Origin of the sequence: Streptomyces griseus (assembly GCF_900460065.1) — a bacterium.
GTDB lineage: Bacteria > Actinomycetota > Actinomycetes > Streptomycetales > Streptomycetaceae > Streptomyces > Streptomyces griseus.
In genome coordinates this window covers 572,305-594,245 of the sequence record NZ_UAVD01000029.1, presented here as the reverse complement: position 1 = coordinate 594,245, position 21,941 = coordinate 572,305, and the positions used below count along the sequence as shown (strand labels likewise).

Genomic DNA, 21,941 nt, shown 5'->3' with positions numbered 1-21,941 from the left:
CGCCGCCCGACGTTAGGAGGAGCACCGTGAAGTGTCCATGGAGACGAGAAGGGTTTCGCGGGCCCGACACGCGGCCGCAACACCGCGCCACGTACGGCAACGCCCGCGGCACACCGCGCCGCGCCCTCAGCCGCGCGGCGGGGGCTTCCGGTGCGAGCGGTTCTCCAGCATCGCCCGGCGGATGCGGGCCGCCGCGGCCCGGGCGTGCTCCGGGGTCGCGGTGTGGTCGGCGGCCGAGGTGACGAAGCGGTGCAGCGGCTGCCGGCAGCGGGTGCACGGGGTGTCGGTGGTGACGCGGTGGCCGTCCTCGCACTGCGGATCGGAGCACGAGCCGGGCATCAGCAGTTGTTCGGCGATGTCCTGGGCGCTGAAGCGGCGGCGGCCGTCCTCGTCCTTCTCGTGCAGGGCGTGGGCCCAGCGGAGGTTCCAGCGGCGTTCGACGCGTTCCCGCAGGAGACCCGCGCTGCGGTTCGCCAGCTCCTGGTGGATCAGATCGTGGACGGTGCTGGGGATCCGGCCGCCGAGCGCCTGGAGGAGCTGCTGCGGCAAGGCCTGGAGGACATAGCCGCGGGGGTTGCTCTTGGCGTTCTCCCGCCAGCGGTCGCAGGAGCAGGTTCCGTCGGGCCGCTTCCGGGCGTGGCAGCGGCCGCACAGGCCGCGGCACTCGGCGCACAGCCCTCCGTCCAGCCCGTCCAGGTGGGGTGCGGGCGCCCGGCCGCAGTCCTGGCAGCAGGCCGCGCAGGGACCGCAGAGCCGCTCGTTGCCCGCCTTCGTCGTCCAGATCCGCATCTGGCACCGGCAGCACAGGCCGGTGTTGCAGTACTCGTGGTGCGCGGCGCCCGCGTGCCGGCCGGAGGGCGGAAAAGACATCTGTCCATTGTGCGGGATGCCGGGGCGCGGCGTGCACCGGCATCCCGCGCGGGCCCGGCCCGCGCCGGGCCGCGCGTCGAGTCCGGGGGCGGCTGCGGGGGTGCGGCCGGGGTCAGGGGTCCAGGCCGCTGACCAGGTCTGCGGTGGCCCCGACACTGTCGTGGATGGTCGGCGCCATGCTCGTACCGGCCAGGAAGAACCCCAGCAGGACACAGACCAGGGCGTGGGAGATCTTCAGCCCGCCGTTGCGCAGGAAGATCACTGCCAGGATCAGCATGAGCAGGACCACCGAGATCGATACAGCCATGGCCAACCTCCTCCGCCGCGCCGGATTTGCGGCATTCGGCCGCCAGTGTCGCGCAGCGGAGGGGCTGTTCGGCGCACTGGCGCGTCGGCCGAACGGGTACTTCCCGGCGGTGAGGCGTTACGGGGTGGGGGCGCCGGCACCGTGAGCGCGGAGGAATCGCTCCAGACCGGCCAGGTCGTCGGTGTTGAGGTGGTCGACCCCGGCGGCGAGCAGTTCGGACCAGACGGCGTCGCGTGCGGGTCCGGGCAGGTCGGGCGTGGCCCAGAAGCGGATGCGGCGGCCCTCGCGGTGGGCGGTGGCGACGAGGGCGCGGAGCCGGTCGCGCTCGGCCCGGGGGAAGGGGCCGGCGCCGAGCCAGCCGAAGGTCTGGGTCCAGTTGGCGCTGACGAGCGGGGCGAACGAGGCGGGGGCCGCGGTACCAAGGTCGTCGAGTCGGCCGTCGTAGAACGCGTACCGGGTGTGCTGCGCCTCCATGGGGGCGCGGGCGGCGCGGTCGCCGGAGATGACCGGGGTGACCGCGCCGGGGTGGACGCGGCCGTGGCGGTAGCGGGTGAGCATCCGGTGGTGGCGGCGCAGTTGTCGGTCCAGTTCGCGGTAGGCGGCGACGCCGTCGGCCTTGATGTCGATGAGGAGTTGCAGCGGGGCGCGGTGGTGCGGGTGGACGCTGCCGTGCCCCGCGCGGACCAAGGCGGCGAGTGGTTCCAGGTAGAGCGAGGCGAGGGTGCGGGTGGGGTCGAGCGTGGCGGGCTCGTGGGCCACGAGGAGGTCGCCGCCGACGAGGAAGACGTCCGCCTCGGCGCTGGTGAACCCGTGGGCGAGCGCGTCGCGCAGCGGCCGGGGGTGCAGGTAGTCGTTGTGCGCGTGGGCGTGGCGCAACGGGCGCGGGCCGCTCGGACGGGCGGGGGCGGCGACCGCCGTCGCGGTGGGGGCGGCGACGGCCACGGCGGCGGTGGCGAGGGCGACCGTGAGCGCGCGACGGCGGGTGGGGTGGGCCATGGGGACTCCCTGAGCGGCGGACGGACGGGAACGGTCGCGTCGAGTATGGAGTCACGGCCCGCTTCTGGGCAGGTACCTGCCAAGAGTTGGCCGGACCGTCGCCCGCCGGTCGGCCGGGCCGCGTCGATTGTTCGCCGGGCGCCCGGTGCCGGGCGCCACTGGCGCGCGGTTCCCCGTTCGCCGTTCGCCGCGGTCCGCTCGGGTGGCGGCCGTGGGTCAGCCGACGGCCGGGCGCTCGCTTCCGTTGGACGGCTCGCCCCAGCGGACCGTCCGGTCGCACCAGCGCTCCAGCAGCACCCGGTCGTGGCCGACCGCGAGCAGGGACGCCCCGGACGCGGCGCGGTAGCGCTCGACCACGGCGACCAGGGCGGCCGTCGTGGAGGCGTCGAGCATCGCGGTCATCTCGTCGCAGATCAGCAGCCGGGGCTCCAGCACCAGGGCCCGTGCCAGGCAGGCGCGCTGGAGCTGGCCGTCGCTCACCGCGTGCGGACGTCGCTCCAGCAGTTCCTCGGAGAGGCCGACCAGCGGGGCCAGTTCCGCCACCCGCTCGGGGACGTCCCGGCGGCGCCCGGTGGACCGCAGCGGCTGGGCGATCAGTTCGCGCAGGCTGAGCCGGGGGTCGGCGGAGAGCCGGGGCTGCTGGAAGACGACGCCGACGGCGGTGCGCCGCTCGCGCGGGGCGCGGTGCCGCCACCCGCGTATCACCGTGCCGTCGAGGGTCATGGTTCCGGCGTCCGGGCGGTGCAGGAGGGCGGCGACCTTGGCCAGGGTGGACTTGCCGCAGCCGCTGGGGCCCAGCAGCCCGACCGCCTCGCCCGCCGCGACGCGCAGGGAGACATCGCGGACGACGGGGTCGCGGCGGTCGTAGCCGGCGGTGATCCCGGTCAGCTCAAGCATCGGCGGACTCCTTCGTCGCGGCGTGTGCCCGGCCGGTCGGCGCGTGGTGGCAGGCCAGGCCCGCTGTGAACGCCGGGCGTTCGCCGGTGCAGCGGGTGTCCGCGTGCGCGCAGCGGGCGGCGAAGGCGCAGCCCTCGGGCAGCGCCCCCAGCTCCGGCGGCATCCCGGGGATCGGGGTGAAGTCCCGCTCGGGCAGGGCGTTCAGCAGCCCCCGGGCGTACGGGTGGCGGGGTCCGGGTGCGCCGAAGAAGGAGGCCGCTTTGGCGATCTCGACGATCCGGCCCGCGTACATCACGGCGACCCGGTCCGCGATCCGTTCGGCGGCGGCCAGGTCGTGCGTGATGATCAGCAGCGCCCGGCCCTCGTCGGTGTGGCGGCGCAGTTCGTCCACCGTCCGTTCGACGAGGTCCCGGTCGAGCCCGGTGGTCGGTTCGTCGGCGAGCAGCAGCGGGGCGTCGCCGACCAGGGCCAGGGCGGTCGCGGCGCGCTGGGCGAGGCCGCCGGAGAGCTCGTGCGGGTAGCGGTCGAGGTGGCCCTCGGGGAACGAGGCGCGGGCGGCGGCCTCAACGGCGGCCTTCGGCAGTTCGCTCCCCCGGGCCCCGGTCAGCTCGCGCAGGCTCTCCTCCAACTGGGCCCGGACCGTGCGCACGGGGGTGAGGTGGGCGGCGGGACTCTGCGGTACGAGGCCGATGCGCCGTCCCCGTACCGTGCGGGCGAGGGTGCGCTCGTCGGCGGTCAGCAGGTCCGTGTCCCCGCCGAGGACCGCGCTGCCGGTGGTGGCCGCGTTGGCGGGCAGCAGGCCGAGCAGGGCGGAGGCCAGGACGGACTTGCCGCAGCCGCTCTCGCCGACCAGGGCCAGGCACTCCCCCGGCGCGACGGTGAAGCGGGCGTCGGTGACGGCCGCGATGTCCCGGCCGCCGCGCATCCGGAAGCGGACGGAGAGGTCCCGGACGTCGAGGACGGGCACAGCGGTGTTCTCGCGGTCGGCGGTCACAGCATCAGCTCCGATTTCCGGCGCGGGTTGATCCGGTCGCGCCAGGCTCCGGCGAGTCCCGCGAGCGCGAGGGTCGGGATGATCAGGAAGAGGCCGGGGAAGAGGGTGGGCCACCAGTCACCCGCGAGCAGCGAACCGCGCGCGGACTGGACGAGGTTGCCGAGGCTCGCCTGATGGGCCGGGAGTCCGAGCCCGAGGAAGGACAGGGCGGACTCGTGCCACATGGCGTGCGGGACCATCAGCACCGCCGCGAGTCCCGCCTGCGGCAGCACGCCGGGCAGCAGGTGGCGCACGACGACCCGGGTGCGGGAGGCGCCGCCGGAGACGGCCGCGTCGATGAAGGGGCGCGAGCGCAGCGAGAGCACCTCGGAGCGGACGATCCGGGCGGTGGAGATCCAGTGCGTCAGGGCGACCGAGACGATCACCGGCCAGACGCCGGGCCGGAACATCGCGACGATGAAGATGCCGAGCAGCAGGTGCGGGATGGAGGACAGGGCGTCCACGACGCGCATCACGATCCGGTCGGTCCAGCCGCCGAACGCTCCGGCGAGCGCGCCGATCGCGGTGCCGATGACGGTGGCGGTGAGGGCGGCGACCAGGCCGACGAGCAGGGAGACCCGCAACCCGTAGACGCACCGCAGCAGCAGGTCGCGGCCGACGTCGTCGGTGCCGAAGGGGTGGGCGAGGGACGGCGGGTCGAGTTTGTTGGCCAGGTCGACGGCCTGCTGGTCGAGCTGGGCCAGCGGCGGGACGACGAGGACGGCGAGCGCGACGGCGGTGACGATCACCGCCGAGGTGACGACCCGGACGCGGCGGGTGGCGCGCCCGGGCCGGGCGAGTGCGGTCTCAGCCATCGAAGGCCACCCGGGGGTCGGCGAGTCCGTAGAGGAGGTCGGAGATCAGGTTGCCGAGCAGGACGGCGGCGGTGGCGAGCACCGTGAGCGCGGCGAGCAGGGAGAAGTCCACCGAGGTGGCGGCCTGGACGGTGGCGGCGGCGATGCCGGGCCAGCTGAAGACCGTCTCGACGAGCAGCGCGCCGGTGATGAGTTCGGGGACCCGGGAGCCGATGAGGGTGAGCATCGGCAGCATCCCGGAGCGCAGGGCGTGGCCGAGGAGCACGGTGCGTTCGCTCAGTCCCCGGGCGCGGGCTCCGCGGACCGGGTCCTCGGCCAGTGCGTCGGCGACCCCTTGGCGTACGTACAGGAAGAACCACGGCAGCTGGGAGATGCCGAGGACCGCCGCGGGCAGCACGAGGTGGGAGCCGACCTGGCCGAAGGTGACGACGTCGCTGGCGGCGTCGGTGAGCCCGCCGGCCGGCAGGACGTCGAGCTTCAGGGCGAAGAACCAGATGGCGAGCAGCCCGAGCCAGAAGGCGGGGGCGGCTTCCAGGGTGTACGCGACGGAGCTGACGCACCGGTCGAGCCAGCCGCCGGGCCTGCGGGCGGCGAGGACGCCGAGTCCGGTGCCGAGGAGGATCGCGACGAGGAAGGCGGTCGCGGCGAGCAGGACGGACCAGCCCATGCGTTCCGCGATGACGTCGGCGACGGGCTGGCGCATCACGCTGGAGTCGCCGAGGTCGCCCCGGAGGGCGGAGGTCAGCCAGTCCCACCAGCGGGCGACCAGCGGCTGGTCGACGCCGAGGTTGGCCCGCAGTTGGTCGAGGTTCTCCTGCGAAGCGGTGAGCCCGGCGGTGCCCGCGTACGCCTTGACCGGGTCGAAGGGGGACGCGGCGGCGACGGCGAAGACGCCGAAGGTGACGACGCCGAGGACGGGGACGGCGGACAGGGCCCGCCGTCCCGCCATCCGCGCCATCGGCCCCCAGGGGAGGCGACGGCTCACTTCTCCGAGCCCCCGGCGTTCTCGGTGGACCACTTCTCGACGTTCCACCAGGGGCCGGAGGCCAGCCCGTGGTCGTGCGGCTCGACCTGGGTGGTGAGGGGGCCGAAGCGGTCGTCGACGACGTAGAGGTGGTCGATGTGGGTGAGGAAGGTGTAGCCCGGGTTCTTCACCAGCTCGCGCTGGACGGTGTCGTACGCCTTCTTCCGCTCGGCCTGGTCCCCGCTCCTGCGCCCGGCCTCGATCGCGGCGTCGACGGCCTTGTTGTCGTACCAGGCCATGTTGTTGAAGCCGTCGCCCGCGAGGGAGGACTTCAGCAGGGTGTACTGGTCGAAGTCGGGGTCGGCCGGGGAGCCGCCGCCCGCGAGCACGGCGTCGTGCTTCATGCGGGGCTCGATGACCTCCCAGGTCCCGGCCTCGGTGCGGATGTCGATGCCCGCCTTCTTGGCGTCGGAGGCGTAGGCGAGGGCGTGCTCCTGGCGGAGCTTGTCACCGCTGAGGTACCAGAGGGGGAAGGTGGCGCGCACCCCGTCCTTGACCCGGACGCCGTCCTTGCCGGGCTTCCATCCTGCCTCGTCCAGGATCTTCTTCGCCGCGGCGAGGTCGTGGGGGCGCTCGGTGCCCTTCGTGAACCACTCGCTGTCGGTGGGGACGGGGCCGTAGGCGGGCTTGCCGCTGCCGTTGAGGATGGCGTCGACCATCGCCTGCCGGTCGACCGCCACATCGAGGGCGCGGCGCACGGCGGTGTCGCCCGCGACCTTGTTGGCGGTGGGGAGCGTCACCGTGCGGTAGTCGTAGCTGTTCGCCGCGTAGGTCTTCTTGCCCTGGTCGTCGGCGAAGCCCTTGGCGAGGTTCGGCGGCAGGATCGCGCCGTCGAGGTCGCCGGAGCGCAACCGGGTGGCGCGCACGTCGTCGTCCTTGATGATCGCCATGGTGAACTTCTTCACCTCGGGCTCGCCGCCCCAGTAGTCGGGGTTGGCGGCGAAGCTGAGCTTCTCGCCCTTGGACCACTTGGTGAGGACGTAGGGCCCGGTGCCGACCGGCTTGGTGGTGAAGGCCCCGGTGTTGACGTCCTGCTCGCCCGCGATGTGCTGGGGGGCGATGGGCAGGACGGTGCGCTGGGCGAACGGCGCGTAGGGGTACTTCAGCGTGAAGACGACCGTGTCCTCGCCCTTCGCCGTGACGTCCTTGACGGCGTCCAGCTCGGTGCGGGAGGCGTTGTTCGTCTTCTCGTCGAGGATGGTGCGGTAGGTGAAGACGACGTCCTTGGCCCCGAACGGCTTCCCGTCGCTGAACTTCACGCCCTGACGCAGCTTGTACGTGTACGTCAGCCCGTCGGCGCTGATCTCGGGGAGCTCGGCGGCGAGGGCCGGGCGGAGCTCCATGTCCGCGTCCAGGGCGAGCAGTCCGTCGAAGATCTTGGAGTTGCCGTCCTTGCCGTAGCCGAGCAGCGGGCTCAGGCTGTCGGGCTCGTAGGCGATGCCCACGACGGCGGAGGCGGAGCCCGATCCGGAACCGCCCCGGGCGCTGTCCGGGTTGGAGCAGGCGGCTGCGGTCAGGGACAGGGCGGTCGCCATCGTGGCGGCGACCGCCACCCGTATCGATCGGGCCGTCATAGTCTGCACATCCCTGTTCAAGATCGGCTGTTATTGCGAACAGTGTGCAATTAAACATCACGTAAAAGACCCCGGTACAGCCCGCCTCGACGGACGAGACGGGTGCACCGGGGTCGGCGCGACCGGGGATGGCCTCCCGGTCCCCGCCCGCCCTACGGCGAAGCCTCGGCGAGGTCGATGGTGAGGACGTCCTCGTCCCGCGCGGGGTGGTCGATCGTGATCGAGCCGGACGCGCCGGTGTAGGCGCCCGTCCCTCCGGTGATCGCGAAGAGGTGGGACCACGGCCGCGCTTCCACCGGAGGCTCGGTCACGGCGGGCAGCGGTCGCTCAAAGCCCGTGGCGGCCGTGATCAGGCCGTCGTCGAGGCTCAGGACCAGCGTCGCCACGACGAACGAGCCGTCCAGCCCCACGGCGACCGGCAGGCAGTGCGCGTTCTCCGTGCCCACGCTGTCGCCCCGCGCGTCCGACAGTTCGTACCGGACGAAGTAGGGGACGCCGGCCGTGAGGACGTCCGGGATGTTCGCGCCCGTGCGCCTGCCGGTGAGGACGATCCGGCGGGCCGCCCTGCGCGCCGCATGGGCGATCCCGCCCTCCCCCGCGACCAGCCCCGCGGTGATGGCCGCCGCCGAGCTCAGCCGCAGCACACTTCTGCGATCCCTGTCCGTCATCGCCCGCCTCACACCCTTGTCCGTCGTCTCCCCGGGCGCAGGCGCGCCCCACGGGCAAACGCCCACCGGGGCGGAACGGATCGCCCCGCACGCGCAGTCCACCGGATCGGACGAGCGGACCGAGGCGTCCGCGGGCCCTCGGGCGCTACGGAGCCGGCAGGTCCGCCAGCTCCGCGACCGCCCGGCGATGGCTGCCCGCCGTGCCGTACGCGATCGAGTCGGCCTTGGCCCGCTTCAGGTAGAGGTGCGCGGGATGCTCCCAGGTCATGCCGATCCCACCGTGCAGCTGTACGCACTCCTCGGCGGCGTGAACCGCGACCCCGGAGCAGTACGCCTGGGCCACGGCGACCGCGAGCGGGGCGTCGGGGCTGCCGGTGGCGAGGGCGTCGGCGGCGTTGCGGGCGGCGGCACGGGCCGAGACGACCTCCAGCCAGAGGTGCGCCATCCGGTGCTTGAGCGACTGGAACGAACCCACGGGCCGGTTGAACTGATGGCGCTCCCGGGTGTGCCGGACCGTCTCGGTCAGACACCACTCCGCGAGTCCGAGCTGCTCGGAGGCGAGCAGTCCGGCCCCGGCGAGCAGTCCGCGCCGCACGGCGGCGGTGCTCGCGTCCGCGTCGGCCAGCAGGGTCCCGGCGGCCCCGGTCAGGGTGACGGCGGACAGCGGCCGGGTCAGGTCGAGCGGGACCAGCGGCTGCACGGCCACGCCCGGGTCGGTGGTCCCGACGGCGTACAGGCCCTCGGCGGTCGGCACCAACAGCACATCGGCCGCCGCCGCTTCGGCGACACCGCGCACCGTCCCGTCCAGTGAGGCGAGTGCCGTGTCCACCCTGGCGGGGGCGGTCGCGAAGGGCACGGCGAGCACGGCCGTACGGGTGCCGGAGGCCAGCTCGCCCAGGAGGGCCCCGGCCGGGCCGCCGTCGGCGCCCAGCGCGAGCAGGGTCTCGGTGGCCACGACGGAGCTGGTCAGATACGGGGCGGGAGCCACGGCCCGGCCGAGCTCCTCCAGCACCACGGCGGCCTCGCGGTGCGAGGCGCCCTGGCCGCCGAGTTCCTCCGGCACAAGGAGTCCGGCCGCGCCGATGCCGGTGGCGAGCGAGGACCACAGCCGCGGGTCGTACGGCGTGTCGGACTCGGTGGCGGCGATCACCGTCGGCGCGTCGGCCCGGTCGGTGAGGAGGGCGCGCACCGCGGAGCGCAGGTCCTCCTCGTCCCTCGTGTAGAGCAGGTCGGGGGTGGCGGAGGGCTGGGTGGGCGCGGTCATCGGCTCAGGTCCTTCCAGGCGACGTCCTTGTCGTTGCGGGGTTCGGCGGGCAGGCCGAGGACGCGCTCGGCCACGATGTTCAGCAGGATCTCGCTGGTGCCGCCCTCGATGGAGTTGCCCTTGGAGCGCAGATAGCGGTAGCCGGCGTCGCGTCCGGTGAAGTCGACCAGCTCCGGGCGGACCATGGTCCAGTCGCCGTACAACAGGCCTTCGTCGCCGAGGAGTTCGACCTCCAGGCCGCTGATCTCCTGGTTGAGGCGGGCGAAGGCGAGCTTCATGCCGGAACCCTCGGGGCCCGGCTGTCCGGCGACGAGCTGCTGGCGCAGCCGCTCGCCGGTGAGCCGGGCGACCTCGGCCTCGACCCAGAGGGTCAGCAGGCGTTGGTGGGTGTCGGGGGTGCGCAGCTCGGGGCGTTCGCGCCAGGTCCTCGCGACCGGGCCGATCATGCCGCCCTCACGGGGGATGCGGGAGCCGCCGATGGAGACGCGCTCGTTCATCAGGGTGGTCCGGGCGACCTTCCACCCCTCGCCGACGGGTCCCAGCCGGTGGCTGTCGGGGATGCGTACGCCGGTGAGGAAGACCTCGTTGAACTCGGCCTCCCCGGTGATCTGGCGCAGCGGCCGGACCTCGACCCCGGGGTCGGTCATGTCGCAGATGAAGTAGCTGATGCCCCGGTGCTTGGGCTGGTCCGGGTCGGTGCGGGCGATGAGGATCGCCCAGCGGGCCAGGTGGGCGCTGGACGTCCAGACCTTCTGGCCGTCGACGATCCAGTCGCCGGACCCGTCCCTCACGGCCCGGGTGGCGAGGGCCGCGAGGTCGGATCCGGCGCCGGGTTCGCTGAACAGCTGGCACCAGACCTCCTCCCCCACCCACAGCGGGCGCAGGAAGCGCCGCTTCTGCTCGTCGGTGCCGAAGCCGAGGACGGTGGGGGCCGCCATGCCGAGGCCGATGCCGATGCGGCGCGGGTCGTTGTCGGGCGCGTCGGCGGCGGCGAGTTCGGCGTCGGCGACCTGCTGGAGGGAGCGGGGCGCGTCGAGCCCGCCGAGGCCCACCGGGTAGTGGACCCAGGCGAGGCCGGCGTCGAAGCGGGCCCTCAGGAAGTCGGTGCGGCCGGTGGTGGCGGGCGGGTGCGCGGCGAGCAGCTCGCGGGTGCGGCGGCGGACCTCCGCGGCGTCGATCGCGCGGCTCACCGGGCTCCTCCGGGCAGGACGACGATGCGGCCGGTGCTGGTGCCGTCGGCCACGCGCTGGACGGCTTCGGCGGCGCCGGCCATGGCGACGCGCTCGCTGACCAGGGGTTTCACGGTGCCCTGTGCGGCGAGTTCGGTCAGCTCCTCGTGGCAAGCGCGGACGGCGGCCGGATCCTTGGTGTTGTAGAGGCCCCAGTGCAGTCCGACGACCGAGTAGTTCTTCACCAGGGCGTGGTTGAGACCCGGGGTGGGGATGACGCCACTGGCGAAGCCGACGACGAGGATGCGCCCCTCGAAGGCGACGCACTTGGTGGACTTGGCGTACGCGTCGCCGCCGACCGGGTCGTAGACGACGTCCGCGCCGCGCCCGCCGGTGGCTTCCTTGACGGCGGCGACGAGGTCCTCGGCGCGCCGGTCGATCACCAGGTCGCAGCCGAGCCCGCGGGCGACGGCCGCCTTCTCGGGGCCGCCGACGACGCCGATGACCTTCGCGCCGGCGGCCTTGCCGAGCTGGACGGCCGCGCTGCCGACGCCCCCGGCCGCCGCGTGGACGAGGAGGGTCTCGCCGGGCTGGAGGCGGGCGCGGCGGTGCAGGCCGAACCAGCCGGTCTGGTAGCCGATGTGCAGGGCGGCGGCCTCGGCGTCGTCCAGGGCGTCGGGGGCGGGCAGCAGGGCCGCCTCGTCGGCGACGACGACGTCGGCGAAGCCGCCGTGGGGCAGGGCGGGGGTGGCGAGGACCCGCCGCCCGTCCTCGGTGGTGCCGCACACCTCGACGCCCGGGGTGAACGGCAGCGGGGGCCGCACCTGGTACTGGCCCCGGCAGAGCAGGGCGTCGGGGAAGTTGACGTTCGCCGCGCGGACCTCGACGAGCACCTGCCCGTCGCCGGGCGTCGGCCGGTCCGTCTCCTCCAGCCGCATCACCTCGCCCGGCTCGCCGTTCCGGTGCACTCGCCATGCCTGCATGAGGGGCCTCCACAACACTGTCGGCATCAACCGCCGAAGCGGTCGGCATTACCACTGCTGCGCCGCATACTAAGCGGTCGCTTGCCGATCTGGGAACACCCCGCCCGGGGCTCGGGAGGCTCCGGGCCTCAGGCGCGCTTGGGCTTCGCCCGCACGTGCATGCGCTCGCCCTGCGGACCGAACAGGCTGAGGAACTCCACCGTCTCGTCCTCGGCCGGGCCGAACCAGTGCGGCAGCCGGGTGTCGAACTCGGCGGCCTCGCCCGGCTCCAGCACCAGATCGTGCTCGGCCAACAGCAGCCGCAGCTTCCCGGAGAGCACGAACAGCCACTCGTACCCCTCGTGCGTGCGCTGCTCCGGCGGGCCGCCGCTGCCGGGCTCCTGGATCAGCTTGTACGCCTGGAGGCCGCCCGGCCGGGCGGTCAGCGGCAGCATGGTCCTCCCGTGCTGCACGATCGGCTTGGCCCGCACGCGCGGATCACCGACGGGTGCGGCGCCCACCAGGTCGTCGAGCGGCACCTCGTGGGCCCGGGCGATCGGCAGCATCAGTTCGAGGCTGGGGCGACGGCCGCCGGACTCCAGCCGGGAGAGCGTGGAGACGGATATGCCGGTGGCGGCCGAGAGCGCGGCGAGGGTGACCCCGCGGTCCTTGCGCAGCCGGCGCAGGCGGGGGCCGACGCCGGAGAGGACGGACTCCAGTTCCGGGTCGTCCCGGTCGTGTTCCTTCATGCGGCCATTGCAGAATCGGCAAGCCGGTTTGTCAATACGGCCGGTGCACGTCGACGCGGCCCGTGCGCGCTCGGTGCGGCGGGTACACGGCGGGCGCGGCAGGTGCGCGGTCAGTGTGCGAAGACCTCGAAGGTGACCGCCGGCCGGCCGCCGAACCGCTCGCCCGCGTCCTTGGCCATGCCCTCCAGGAAGGTCCGGCAGTAGCGCTCCGGGTCCTCCCGGGTCAGCGCCTCGATGTAGGTGCGGTGTTCCAGCAGCGACCGGACCGAACGTTCGAGACCGGCGGTCACGTCGACCGCGTGGGTGGGCCGGTCGCTGCCCGCCACGGCGGTCCAGCGCACCCCGTTCCACGGATCGAGCCCCTGTTCGCCGAGCTCCGGGAAGATCCAGCGGTTGCCCGCGTCGGCGACGGCGTCCAGTGCGGCGCGCCCGACCGCGCGGTGGTCGGGGGTGTTCCAGGCTGCCCCGCCCCAGGTGTCCCGGTGGTTGAGGGTGACCACCAGCTCGGGGCGGTGGCGGCGGACGGCCGCCGCGATGTCGCGGCGCAGGCCGACGCCGTACTCGATCACGCCGTCGCGGTGGTCCAGGAACTCCACGGTCCGCACGCCGACGACGGCGGCGCTCGCCCGCTGCTCCCGCTCGCGCACCGGCGCGCACTCCTCGGGCGACAGCGTGTCGATCCCGGCCTCCCCGCGGCTGGCGAGCAGGTAGACGACCTCACGGCCGCCGTCGGTCCACTCCGCCACGGCGGCGGCGGCCCCGTACTCCAGGTCGTCGGGGTGGGCGACCACGGCCAGGGCGCGCTGCCAGTCGGCGGGCATGGGTGCGAGTCGCTGCGAGTCCATACCGGCAGGCTACCCACGTACCGTCGGCACGGCAGGCCACGGGCGTACGGTCACCACAGGCGGCCCCCGCGCACGCCTAAGGGGGCACCCCGCCGCGCCCCCGTGCACGGGGGCGCCACAGCGGGCCACCCGGCACGGTCGCCCCGGCGGGCCTCCCGGCTCCGGCGCCGGGCGTGCGAGGCTGGAGTCCGGTGACGGTCACCGCGCACCCGGCCGCCCGGCCCGTCCGGGCAGGGTGAGGGGCGCCCCTCACCCACCGCTCCGGCGAACGAAAGGAAACCCGCTCGTGCCCAGCCCCGCTTCCCTCTCCCCCGCCCAGGCCGCAGCCCGTCTGGAGGAGTTCACCGTCATCGACGTACGGGCTCCGGGCGAGTACGCCGCCGGACACGTCCCCGGCGCACTGAACATCCCGCTCGACAAGCTGCCGGACGCGTTGCCCGCGCTCAAGTCCGCCTCCGCGCGCGGTTCGCTGCTGGTGGTCTGCGCCTCCGGGGTCCGGTCCACACGGGCCTGCGAGATCCTCTCGGGAGCGGACATCGAGGCCGTGACGCTGACCGGCGGCACCTCGGCCTGGGAAGGTGACGGCCGCGGCCTGGACCGCCCCGAGGGCGCGCGCACCACCTGGCCCATGGAGCGTCAGGTGCGGCTCGCGGCGGGCTCGCTGGTGGTGGCGGGGCTGGTGGCGGGCATCCGCTTCCCCGCCGCGCGCTGGCTGTCCGCGGGCGTCGGCACGGGCCTGGTGTACTCGGCGGTCAGCAACACGTGCGGGATGGCCGCACTGCTCTCCAGGCTGCCGCACAACCGGGCCCCGCGTGCCGTCGGCGACCTGGACGCCACGCTGGAGGAGCTCCAGCGCTGATCCGCCGGGGCCGGCCGGTCCGCGGCCGGCCCCGGCGCCGGGCGCGCGGGCCCGGGCCGGTCAGATCTCGTCGCGGACCAGCGCCAGCAGCCGGTCCAGGACGCGGGGGCCGCCCGCCCGCACCCCGTCGTGCTCGTACTCGTCCGTCACCCAGGTCCGCAGCCCCCGGATCGCCGCCGCCGTGCGCAGCGCGTCCGCGGTGTCGACGTACATGTCGTCGTGGTAGACGGCCGCGGCGACCGGAACCTCGTTGGCGGCGAGCCGCTCGGGGTCGTACAGCACGGGCCAGTCGGTGCGCCGTGCGAGCAGTTCGGCGGTCTCGCGCAGCGGGCGCAGGGCCGGGTCGACGTCGAAGTGCCAGGGGTGGATGGTCTCGCCGGTGAAGAGGACCGGGCCGTCGCCCGCCAGCGCCGTCGCCGCGTCGAACTGCGGGAACTCGGCCCGGACCCGCTCGGCGGCCCAGGCGGTGGGGCGCTCGCCCTGCCCGTAGATGGCCTCGTGGAGCAGGGCGTACAGCGGGTGTCCGGCGAAGGAGGCGGCCGTGCGCAGGGCCTCCTGGAAGGTGTCGGAGAGTTCGGTGCCGCCCGGGGTGCGGACGAAGGCGTTCTCCAGCAGGTAGTGGAGCTGGTGGCTGCCGCTGCCCGAGCCGAGCATGATGCCCAGCGACTGGAAGCCCTCGGGCGTCAGCCGGTGTCCGGCGCTCTCGGTCCGGTGCTCGGCGAGGTGTGCGGCGATGGCGCGGGCGCGCTCGACGTCCTGGGGGTAGCGGGCGTAGTGGGCGGCCACCTTGCGTTGGATGCGCGGGTACGCGGCCCGGTAGACGTCGTCCGCGTGCGCGTCGAGCGAGGGCAGGCCACCGGTGATCAGGACCGCCGCGAGGCCCTCGGGGGCCGAGGAGAGGTAGCGGACGGCGCAGAAGCCGCCGAAGGACTGGCCCAGGACCGTCCAGGGCGCCCCGCCGGTGAGCCGCTGCCGGATCAGCTCGCAGTCGCGGACGATGGAGTCGGAGCGGAAGTGGGCGAGGTAGTCGGCCTGCTCGCGCGGTCCGCCGCGCAGCGGGAGGGTCTGCCGGTTGGCCGGGGTGGACAGTCCGGTGCCGCGCTGGTCGAGGAGGAGCACCCGGAACTCGCGCAGGGCGCGGCCGAGCCAGGCCTCCGTGCCGACGAACCGGCGCGCGCCGAATCCGGGGCCGCCCTCCAGATAGACCAGCCAGGGCAGTTCCTCGCCCGCCCGGGAGGTGGCGACCGCTTCCCGGCCGTAGACCTCGATCTGCTCGCCGCCGGGGTCGCTGTGATCGAGGGGCACGGTGAAGCGGCGGTCGGTGAGGACGACGCCGGGCTGCCGGTAACTGTTCACGGGGACTCCTGAATCCGGGGTGCGGACTGATCCGGGCGAAAGGGCCAGTCCAGCACATGGCCGCACCGGTCCGGCGAAGGGGGCGTCCCGGGGTGCCCCGGACGGTCCCGGCCCGTGTGCGCGGAGGGCGGAGGGCTCCTAGCGTTCAGGCATGATCCGGTTCGAGCAGGTCGGCAAGGTCTACCCGGACGGGACGACGGCGGTCGACGGGCTGACCTTCGAGGTGGCCCGGGGCGAGCTGGTGACCCTGGTGGGACCGTCCGGCTGCGGCAAGACGACCACGATGATGATGGTGAACCGGCTGATCGAGCCGACCTCGGGCCGGATCCTGGTGGACGGCGAGGACATCGCCGGGGTCGACCCGGTGAAGCTGCGGCGGCGGATCGGCTATGTGATCCAGCAGGTGGGCCTCTTCCCGCACCGGACCGTCCTGGACAACACCGCGACCGTTCCGGCGCTGGTCGGCTGGAAGCGCGCACGGGCCCGGGAGCGGGCGGCGGAGCTGCTGGACCTGGTGGGCCTGGCCCCGGCGACGTACGGCTCGCGTTATCCGGCGCAGCTCTCCGGCGGGCAGCGCCAGCGGGTGGGCGTGGCGCGGGCGCTCGCGGCGGATCCGCCGGTGCTGCTGATGGACGAGCCGTTCGGGGCGGTGGACCCGGTGGTGCGGGAGCATCTCCAGAACGAGTTCCTGGCGCTCCAGCAGCGGGTGCGCAAGACGGTGCTCCTGGTGACGCACGACATCGAGGAGGCGGTGCGGATGGGCGACCGGATCGCGGTGTACGGGGAGGGGCGCATCGAGCAGTTCGACACCCCGGCCGCCGTGCTCGGCACCCCGGCGACCCCGTACGTGGCCCGGTTCGTGGGGTCCGACCGGGGGCTGAAGCGGCTGTCGGTCACGGCGATCGAGCCGGAGGACCTGGAGGAGCCGCCGGTGGCCCGGCTGGAGGAGCGCGCCGGGGCGGCGGCGGCCCGGCTGGCGGCCGCGGGGGCCCGCTGGGCGGTGGTCCTGAACGGCGCGGGCGAGCTGCACGGCTGGGTGTCGGCGGACGCGCTGCGGTCGTCCGGGGAGGAGGGGACGGTGGGCGGCCTGGCCCGCCGGATGGACGCGTGGGTGCCGGTGGGCGCTCCGCTGAAGCAGGCGTTCAGCGAGATGCTCCAGCACGACGCGGGGTGGGTGGCGGTGCTGGACGGGGCCCGGTTCCTCGGGGTGCTGACCCCCGCGAAGCTGCACGAGGCGCTGCGCCGGTCGGTGGACGCCGACGCGCAGGGGGTGGGACGCGAGGAGGTGGACTTCGATTCCGTGGCGGACGCGTAGGAGCCGGGGGTGGTCCGCCCCCGCCGAGGGGGCCGCCACCACACCTAGCCAGCGTTTGCGCATAACCCGCGTTTGCAATTATTGTCGACGCCAGTAAACGTTGCACGCCGGGAATGTCGGCGGGTGACGCGTACGAGGCACACCGCTGCACCGCACTACCGGAAGGCCGTCACATGTCCACCGTCCCCACCCTCACGCTCAACAACGGCGTGACCATCCCCCAGCTCGGCTTCGGCGTCTTCCAGGTGCCCGACGACGAGACCACCGCCGCCGTCTCCACCGCGCTGGAGGCCGGCTACCGGTCCATCGACACCGCGGCGATCTACGGCAACGAGGTCGGCGTGGGCCGTGCGCTGGCCGCCTCCGGGATCCCCCGCGAGGAGCTGTTCGTCACCACGAAGCTGTGGAACACCGACCAGGGCTACGACGCCACGCTCGCCGCCTTCGACGCGAGCCTGGCCAAGCTCGGCCTCGACCACGTGGACCTCTACCTGATCCACTGGCCGACGCCCGCGCACGACCTGTACCCGGAGAGCTGGCGCGCCCTGGAGAAGCTGGCCGCCGACGGCCGGATCCGCGCGGCCGGGGTCTCCAACTTCCAGCCCGCCCACCTGCGCCGGCTGCTGGACACGGGCACGCTCGTCCCCGCGGTCAACCAGATCGAACTGCACCCGGGCCTCCAGCAGGCCGAACTGCGCGCCTTCCACGCCGAGCACGGCATCGCCACCGAGGCCTGGAGCCCGCTGGCCCAGGGCGCCCTGCTCAAGGACGCGGCCCTGGTCTCCATCGCCGGACGGCACGGCAAGTCCCCGGCCCAGGTGGTGCTGCGCTGGCACCTCCAGCTCGGCAACGTGGTGATCCCCAAGTCGGTCACGCCCGACCGGATCCGGCAGAACATCGACGTGTTCGACTTCGAGCTTTCGGCCGAGGACATGGACGCCATCGCCGCCCTGGACCGCGGCATGCGCACCGGCCCCGACCCCGACACCCTCAACTGACCGGTCAGGTCGACCGATCCGGTCGACCGGTCAGCGTCCGCGGCGGTAGCTGCTGCCGTCCCGGGTCCGGACGAGCAGCCCCGCCACGACGAGGTAGCGGCGGAGCGCGGAGCAGTCCTCGTGGACGGTGCGGAGCGCCTCGTTCACCTCATGCTCGGTGTACGAGCGCTCCCGCTCGAACAGCGTGTCGGCGAGGTGCACGAGCAACTGCTCCCGCCGGGCCTCCTTGCGCGGGATCGCGACGAGGCGGCCGTGCGAGAAAAGCGCGTCGACCCGGCGGGAGCGAGGCGTCCCGGACGGCGGAGTGAGGATGTCTTGTGGGGCGGGCATGGTCGCAAGCGTCTCAGCCGCCCCGAGGACGGGCAACGCCTTTTCGGGCGTTGCCCGTCCTCGCGTTGACAGGCCCGCACCGCCCGGGTTGTGATGTGGACGTGCAGCGTGACGCCGGCCAAAGAGATCTGGGCCGGCCGGCGATCAAGCCGGCACCTTCTTCCCGGGGATGACGCCATGAGTCCACTCATCGCCCCCTGTTCCTGAGCGGCTCGGCCCCTGAGCCGCTCCGCCTCCGAACGCCTCGCCGCGGGCACCCCGTGCCGCCGGGCCTTCGCCGCCCCTTTCCTTCCGGGAGACCCAGAACCTCCATGCCCCATGCCTTCCAGCAGTCCGTCATCACCGAATTCCGTGCCAACGCGGGGAAGGTCGGCGGCCCCTTCGAGGGCGCCGACCTCCTCCTGCTCACCACCACCGGGGCCCGCTCCGGCAAGCCGCACACCACACCGCTCGGATACGTACGCGACGGCCGTCGGCTGCTCGTCGTCGGCTCCAACCTCGGCGCGCCGCTCCACCCCGACTGGTACCGCAATCTCCTCGCCCGCCCCGCCGTGACGGTCGAGCTGGGCGACGAGGAGTTCGAGTCCCTCGCCGTACCGGCCGAAGGCGCGCGACGCGACGAACTCTTCGCCCGGGTCGTCGCCGAGGCGCCCGGGTACGCCGACTACCAGGACGCCACGGACCGGGTGCTGCCGGTGGTGGTCCTGGAGCGGCCCGACCCCGACGCGGCGGTTCCCGCGATCACCTCGCTCGCCGGCAAGCTGGTGGAGACGCACACCTGGCTGCGGGCCCAGCTCCGCCACGTCCACGCGGAGACGGAGGCGCACTTCGCCGCGCGGGGCGACCGCGGGGCCCACGACGCGCCCGCACCCGGCCTCGGGCTCCAGATCCGCCAGCGCTGTCTGGCGTTCTGCCAGGCCCTGGAGTTCCACCACACGGCCGAGGACGGCCACCTGTTCCCGGCGATGGAGGGCCACCACCCCCGTCTGGGGCGCGTCTTCGACCGGCTGCGGGAGGAGCACCGGAGCATCGGGGCCGTCCAGTCGGCGCTCGCGGCCCTGCTGGCCGACGTCGCCGTCGCGGAGCCGGACCGTTTCCGCGCCGAGCTGACCCGGATGACCGAGGAGCTGACCGCCCACCTCGACTACGAGGAGGAACACCTCCTGCCCCTGCTGGCCGGTGTGCCCTGGCCCCCGGCCGCCGCCTCCTGAGCCGCCGGGCCGCGCCTCAGCCCTCGGGAAGGAGCTTCTTCCCTTCCAGGTAGGCGCGTGCGACGTCCTCGGGCAGTCTGCGCCAGCTATCGACCTGCTCGTTCATCGAGGCCAGGTCGGCGGTGGTCAGCACGGTGTTGAGCCGTCCGAGGGCGTCGCGCACCCCGGCGCTGCCGGCGCGTGCGCGGTTGACGACGGGGACCACGTAGTCCGCGTTCTGAAGGTTCTTGTCGTCCTCCAGCAGGACGAGGCCGAACCGGTCCAGCGTGGCGTCGGTCGTGGTGGTGAGGACCATCTGGTCCTGACCGCTCTGCACCGCCTGCTTGGCCTGGGTGGTGCCGACGCCCTTCGGGTCGACGGCGACGACGTCGATACCGTACGTCCCGCGCAGTCCGGGGGCACAGTAGGGCCGCTGGACGCATTCGTCGCCCGCCGCCAGCCGTACGGGCAGCTTCGCGGCGCCCACGTCGCTGAGGGTCTTCAGCCGGTGCTCCTTCGCGTACGCGGCGGTGACGGCGAAGGCGTTCTGGTCGACGGCCCGGCCGGGGTCGAGCACGGTGAGCCCGCGCGGGGCGGCCAGCGAGCGCAGCTCCTTCATGGTGGTGGCGAGGTCGGGCGATCCGACCGGGGGCGCGTCGGCCCCGTTGGCCTTGGCGTTGAGCCAGTCGGCGAAGGTCGCCGCGTACTCCGCCACCACGTCGATCTGGCCGTTCTCCAGGGCCGGTTCGTAGATCTCGCGGTTGGTCACGGAGATGATGTCCGCGGAGTACCCGGCGTGCTCCAGGAGCAGCGCGTACAGCTGGGCCAGCAGGTCGCTCTCGGTGAAGCCGGCCGACCCGACGGTGAGGTGCTTGCTGTCGCCGGGCGGCGCGGTGACCTCGCCCCGGTTCTCCAGCGTCGGGCCGGTGGTGCAGGCCGTGGCGGCGAGGAGGACCAGCGCGGCCAGGGTCCGGCGGGCGCGGCTCACGGGGCGGCCGCCCGGCCGCGCCGGGGGGCGAGGCGCCGTCCGGCCTCGAAGAGACCCTCGACGAGGAGGGCGAAGGCGGCCACCAGGACCGCTCCGGCCACCACCTGCGGGGTGGAGGCGAGGTTGAAGCCCGCGGTGATGATCCGGCCCAGTCCCCCGCCGCCGGCCAGCGCCGCGATGGTGGCGGTGGCCACCAGCTGGACGGCGGCGATCCGCACGCCGGTGAGGATCAGCGGGAGGGCGAGCGGCAGTTCCACGCCCAGCAGCAGCTGGCGGCCGGTCATCCCCATGCCCCGGGCGGCCCGGACGACGTCCCGGTCGACCTCGCGCATCCCGACGTAGGCGTTGGTGAGGAGCGGCGGCACGGCGAACAGCACCAGCGCGATGACCGTCGACCACTGCCCGCGCGTCCCGAGGGGGGTGAGCAGCAGCAGGACCAGCACGGCGAAGGTGGGCACGGCCCGGCCGATGTTGGAGAGGTTGACGGCGAGCGCGCCGCCCTTGCCGAGGTGGCCCAGGACGAGGGCGACGGGCAGGGCGACCAGGCAGCTGATGAGCAGGCAGACGACGGTGAGGTAGAGGTGTTCGCCGAGCCGGTTCCCGATTCCGTCGGGGCCGGACCAGTGGGCTGCGGTGGTGAGCCAGGACCAGGTTTCGGAGAGGGTGTTCACCTCCGCACCCCCCTGCTCGACGCGTTCACGCCCGCCTCCGGGTCCAGGGGGTCAGCAGCCGTCCCGCTCCCAGGAGCAGCAGGTCCGCGGCGACGGCGATGACGACGCACAGGACGGAGGCGGTGAGCACCTGCGCCTTGAAGTAGGTGTTCATGCCGGAGTAGATGAGGTTGCCCAGCCCTCCGTGGCCGACGATCGCCCCGATGGTGACCAGGGAGACCGCGGAGACGGTGGCGATGCGCAGCCCGGCCATCGCGGCGGGCAGGGCGAGCGGCAGCTCGACGGCGAGCAGCAGGCGCAGCGGCCCGTAGCCCATGCCGCGTGCGGCCTGCCGGGTCTCTTCGGGGACGGCCCGGAGCCCGGCCAGGATGTTGCGGACGAGCAGCGTCAGGGAGTAGAGGACGAGCCCCGCGATCACCAGCGCGGCGGAGAGTCCGTACCGCGGCAGCAGCAGCGAGAACATCGCCAGCGACGGGATCGTGTACAGGATCGTCGTCAGCCCGAGCACCGGGCCGGCCGCCCAGCGCCACCGGCGGGCCGCCACCGCCAGGGGGACGGCGAGCAGGAGTGCGACGGCGACCGCGGCGCCCGTCAGCTGGAGGTGTTGCAGGACCGCGTCCACGAGGATCTCGCGGCGGCTGGAGAGGTAGGCCCCGCAGATCCACTCGTTGCGGGCGAGGCAGTCGTCCGGTGGGGCCGTCACCCGCCCATTCGAGCGCGGCAGCCGTTCCGTCGCGCGTCGGACGCCGCCGTTCGTGGGCCTGGAGCTGTACGAGGGCGCCGGCCCCGCGGGGGCGGGGCGCGCCTTCGACGCGCTGGAGCAGCTCGCCGAACCGGCCGGGGTGCTGGACGAGCTCGGCCCGGAGGCCCGGCGGGCGGTACGCCACCGGCTGCGCCGCACGGGGAGGGCGTGAGGAGGCGCTCGCGGCGGGAACGCGGAACGACCTGACCTCCGCGAGCAACCCTCCGGGCCCGGCTGCCGTCTTGATCCACGACAGGACGGTGCGCCGCGTGTGACGTGCGGCGCCCAACCCCCACAAGATCCGGGCCCGCACGACCGC

The 21,941-nt window shown here is 73.9% G+C and carries 23 protein-coding genes and 1 pseudogene; 5 read left to right on the top strand and 19 right to left on the bottom strand.

The features are described from left to right. Positions 1-126: 126 nt before the first annotated feature. The 14 genes from DTB53_RS22445 to DTB53_RS22380 all read right to left on the bottom strand — a co-directional run bounded on the left by DTB53_RS22445 (position 127) and on the right by DTB53_RS22380 (position 13,173). On the bottom strand, positions 127-870 hold the full coding sequence (locus DTB53_RS22445; RefSeq protein WP_012377832.1) for a hypothetical protein: 744 nt from the start codon (positions 868-870) through the stop codon (positions 127-129). A 112-nt stretch (positions 871-982) separates the two neighbouring features. Continuing rightward, a complete protein-coding gene (locus tag DTB53_RS22440; RefSeq protein ID WP_003964357.1) occupies positions 983-1,177 on the bottom strand; it encodes a hypothetical protein in 195 nt (64 codons plus the stop codon). 117 nt (positions 1,178-1,294) lie between these two features. Beyond that, positions 1,295-2,173 carry a phosphatidylinositol-specific phospholipase C/glycerophosphodiester phosphodiesterase family protein gene (locus DTB53_RS22435; protein WP_012377833.1) on the bottom strand — a complete coding sequence of 293 codons (879 nt, stop codon included), beginning with the start codon at positions 2,171-2,173 and terminating at the stop codon, positions 1,295-1,297. Positions 2,174-2,389: 216 nt separating this feature from the next. Then, positions 2,390-3,070: an ABC transporter ATP-binding protein gene (locus DTB53_RS22430; RefSeq protein ID WP_012377834.1), complete on the bottom strand. Its 681-nt coding sequence runs from the start codon at positions 3,068-3,070 to the stop codon at positions 2,390-2,392. Further along, a complete protein-coding gene (locus tag DTB53_RS22425) occupies positions 3,063-4,064 on the bottom strand; it encodes an ABC transporter ATP-binding protein (protein ID WP_012377835.1) in 1,002 nt (333 codons plus the stop codon). The genes DTB53_RS22430 and DTB53_RS22425 overlap by 8 nt, the downstream gene beginning before the upstream one ends. Beyond that, on the bottom strand, positions 4,061-4,918 hold the full coding sequence (locus tag DTB53_RS22420; protein ID WP_003964361.1) for an ABC transporter permease: 858 nt from the start codon (positions 4,916-4,918) through the stop codon (positions 4,061-4,063). Before DTB53_RS22420 ends, DTB53_RS22425 begins: the two co-directional genes overlap by 4 nt. Beyond that, positions 4,911-5,876, bottom strand: coding sequence for an ABC transporter permease (locus DTB53_RS22415; protein WP_172595286.1), 966 nt, complete (start codon positions 5,874-5,876; stop codon positions 4,911-4,913). Before DTB53_RS22415 ends, DTB53_RS22420 begins: the two co-directional genes overlap by 8 nt. Before the next feature lie 23 nt (positions 5,877-5,899). Continuing rightward, positions 5,900-7,516: an ABC transporter substrate-binding protein gene (locus tag DTB53_RS22410; RefSeq protein WP_012377837.1), complete on the bottom strand. Its 1,617-nt coding sequence runs from the start codon at positions 7,514-7,516 to the stop codon at positions 5,900-5,902. 152 nt (positions 7,517-7,668) lie between these two features. After that, the gene (locus tag DTB53_RS22405) at positions 7,669-8,184 is read right to left on the bottom strand and encodes a hypothetical protein (protein WP_042495450.1); all 516 of its coding nucleotides are present in this window, start codon (positions 8,182-8,184) and stop codon (positions 7,669-7,671) included. A gap of 145 nt (positions 8,185-8,329) precedes the next feature. Further along, positions 8,330-9,448 carry an acyl-CoA dehydrogenase family protein gene (locus tag DTB53_RS22400; RefSeq protein WP_012377839.1) on the bottom strand — a complete coding sequence of 373 codons (1,119 nt, stop codon included), beginning with the start codon at positions 9,446-9,448 and terminating at the stop codon, positions 8,330-8,332. Next, the gene (locus tag DTB53_RS22395; RefSeq protein ID WP_003964366.1) at positions 9,445-10,638 is read right to left on the bottom strand and encodes an acyl-CoA dehydrogenase family protein; all 1,194 of its coding nucleotides are present in this window, start codon (positions 10,636-10,638) and stop codon (positions 9,445-9,447) included. The genes DTB53_RS22400 and DTB53_RS22395 overlap by 4 nt, the downstream gene beginning before the upstream one ends. Further along, a complete protein-coding gene (locus tag DTB53_RS22390) occupies positions 10,635-11,600 on the bottom strand; it encodes an NADPH:quinone oxidoreductase family protein (RefSeq protein ID WP_012377840.1) in 966 nt (321 codons plus the stop codon). Before DTB53_RS22390 ends, DTB53_RS22395 begins: the two co-directional genes overlap by 4 nt. A gap of 128 nt (positions 11,601-11,728) precedes the next feature. After that, positions 11,729-12,328, bottom strand: a complete 600-nt coding sequence (locus DTB53_RS22385) for a helix-turn-helix domain-containing protein (protein WP_003964368.1) — start codon at positions 12,326-12,328, stop codon at positions 11,729-11,731. Between the two features lie 110 nt (positions 12,329-12,438). After that, positions 12,439-13,173, bottom strand: a complete 735-nt coding sequence (locus DTB53_RS22380) for a PIG-L deacetylase family protein (RefSeq protein WP_012377841.1) — start codon at positions 13,171-13,173, stop codon at positions 12,439-12,441. Between the two features lie 286 nt (positions 13,174-13,459). On the opposite strand from DTB53_RS22380, the gene DTB53_RS22375 reads away from it, so the two are divergent. Continuing rightward, positions 13,460-14,032 (top strand): rhodanese-like domain-containing protein, encoded by a 573-nt coding sequence (locus DTB53_RS22375; protein WP_003964370.1) that lies wholly within the window; start codon positions 13,460-13,462, stop codon positions 14,030-14,032. Positions 14,033-14,092: 60 nt separating this feature from the next. Here DTB53_RS22375 and DTB53_RS22370 read toward each other — a convergent pair whose 3' ends face one another. Continuing rightward, positions 14,093-15,388, bottom strand: coding sequence for an alpha/beta fold hydrolase (locus DTB53_RS22370; protein ID WP_012377842.1), 1,296 nt, complete (start codon positions 15,386-15,388; stop codon positions 14,093-14,095). A 151-nt stretch (positions 15,389-15,539) separates the two neighbouring features. On the opposite strand from DTB53_RS22370, the gene DTB53_RS22365 reads away from it, so the two are divergent. Further along, positions 15,540-16,703 carry an ABC transporter ATP-binding protein gene (locus DTB53_RS22365; protein WP_012377843.1) on the top strand — a complete coding sequence of 388 codons (1,164 nt, stop codon included), beginning with the start codon at positions 15,540-15,542 and terminating at the stop codon, positions 16,701-16,703. A 173-nt stretch (positions 16,704-16,876) separates the two neighbouring features. Next, entirely contained in the window at positions 16,877-17,701 is an 825-nt protein-coding gene (locus DTB53_RS22360; RefSeq protein ID WP_012377844.1) for an aldo/keto reductase, read from the top strand. Positions 17,702-17,731: 30 nt separating this feature from the next. On the opposite strand, the gene DTB53_RS22355 is transcribed toward DTB53_RS22360, so the two are convergent. Further along, positions 17,732-18,031, bottom strand: a complete 300-nt coding sequence (locus tag DTB53_RS22355) for a DUF2087 domain-containing protein (protein ID WP_012377845.1) — start codon at positions 18,029-18,031, stop codon at positions 17,732-17,734. Positions 18,032-18,342: 311 nt separating this feature from the next. Here DTB53_RS22355 and DTB53_RS22350 point away from each other — a divergent pair, with 311 nt between their 5' ends. Next, positions 18,343-19,242 carry a nitroreductase/quinone reductase family protein gene (locus tag DTB53_RS22350; protein WP_012377846.1) on the top strand — a complete coding sequence of 300 codons (900 nt, stop codon included), beginning with the start codon at positions 18,343-18,345 and terminating at the stop codon, positions 19,240-19,242. A gap of 16 nt (positions 19,243-19,258) precedes the next feature. Here DTB53_RS22350 and DTB53_RS22345 read toward each other — a convergent pair whose 3' ends face one another. Genes DTB53_RS22345 through DTB53_RS22335 form a run of 3 tightly spaced genes read right to left on the bottom strand, consistent with a single transcriptional unit; the run spans position 19,259 to position 21,583 of the window. Next, positions 19,259-20,209 (bottom strand): ABC transporter substrate-binding protein, encoded by a 951-nt coding sequence (locus DTB53_RS22345; RefSeq protein ID WP_012377847.1) that lies wholly within the window; start codon positions 20,207-20,209, stop codon positions 19,259-19,261. Continuing rightward, positions 20,206-20,880 carry an ABC transporter permease gene (locus DTB53_RS22340; protein WP_003964377.1) on the bottom strand — a complete coding sequence of 225 codons (675 nt, stop codon included), beginning with the start codon at positions 20,878-20,880 and terminating at the stop codon, positions 20,206-20,208. Before DTB53_RS22340 ends, DTB53_RS22345 begins: the two co-directional genes overlap by 4 nt. A 25-nt stretch (positions 20,881-20,905) precedes the next feature. Next, complete coding sequence (locus DTB53_RS22335; RefSeq protein ID WP_012377848.1) at positions 20,906-21,583, bottom strand: ABC transporter permease; 678 nt, start codon at positions 21,581-21,583, stop codon at positions 20,906-20,908. Between the two features lie 49 nt (positions 21,584-21,632). Here DTB53_RS22335 and DTB53_RS22330 point away from each other — a divergent pair. Continuing rightward, positions 21,633-21,794, top strand: a pseudogene (locus DTB53_RS22330) (TetR/AcrR family transcriptional regulator); the annotation flags it as partial. Positions 21,795-21,941: the final 147 nt, after the last annotated feature.